The sequence below is a fragment of the Kineococcus indalonis genome (genome assembly GCF_009906395.1).
Lineage (GTDB): Bacteria > Actinomycetota > Actinomycetes > Actinomycetales > Kineococcaceae > Kineococcus > Kineococcus indalonis.
On the sequence record NZ_JAAALM010000917.1, the window covers coordinates 1 to 820 of the forward strand.

The 820-nt window shown below is 84.0% G+C and carries 1 pseudogene; it reads right to left on the minus strand.

Annotated elements, in window-relative coordinates:
- Nucleotides 1-686, minus strand: a pseudogene (locus GTR00_RS21930) (hypothetical protein); the annotation flags it as partial.
- Between the last annotated feature and the right edge of the window lie 134 nt (nucleotides 687-820).

The window sequence follows — 820 nt, forward strand, 5'->3', positions numbered from 1 at the left end:
AGCACGGCCAGGCCCGCGCCGGCGCTCTGCAGCGCCGCCGTCGCCGCCGCCGCGCGGGCGCGGCGACGCTCCCCGGCGGCCAGGCGGGACACGCTGCGGTGCAGCGGCTCCAGCGGGTCCTCGGCGCCGACGCTGAGCAGGTCCTCCACGCCCGCGGCGCCCTCGGAGGCCGCCTGCGCCAGCGCCGCGACGTCGTCGCGGTGGGCCTCGGCGCGCCGCTCGGCCCACCCGGCGGCCAGGGGAGCGGCCAGCCCCGCCAGCGCCAGGCCCGGCAGCGCCGCCAGCGCCAGCGCCGGGTCCACCGCCGCGGCGGCCACCAGCGCCGCGGCCAGCGCCGGCACCGCCACCGCCACCGGGTGGCGCCAGCGCAGCAGGGCGTCCACGCGCGCGTCGACGTCCTGCACGAGCTGCACGAGCAGGTCGCCGGAGCCGCCGGCGCGCCGGCGCGTCAGCGGCCCGGGCAGGCGCGGCACCAGGGCCGCCACCACCGCCGCGCGCCGCCGCCCCAGCCGGGCCAGGGCCGCGTCGTGGGACAGGAGGCGCTCGGCGAGCACCAGCAGCGGGCGGGCCGTGGCGCTGGCGCGCACCACCACCGCCGCCACCGACAGCGTCAGCACCGGCGGGCGGTCCGCGGCGGTGACGATCAGCCACGTCGCGGTGGCCGTCAGCGCGGCCCCGGCCAGCACCGCGGCCGCGCCCGCGGCGACCGCCAGCCCGGCTGCGCGCCTCGGTGCGGGCGCGCAGCCCGCGCGCGGGGACCGGTGCGTCGGGGACCGGATCGGCGGGGGCCGTCGCGGTCACCGCGGGGGCCGTCGCGGTC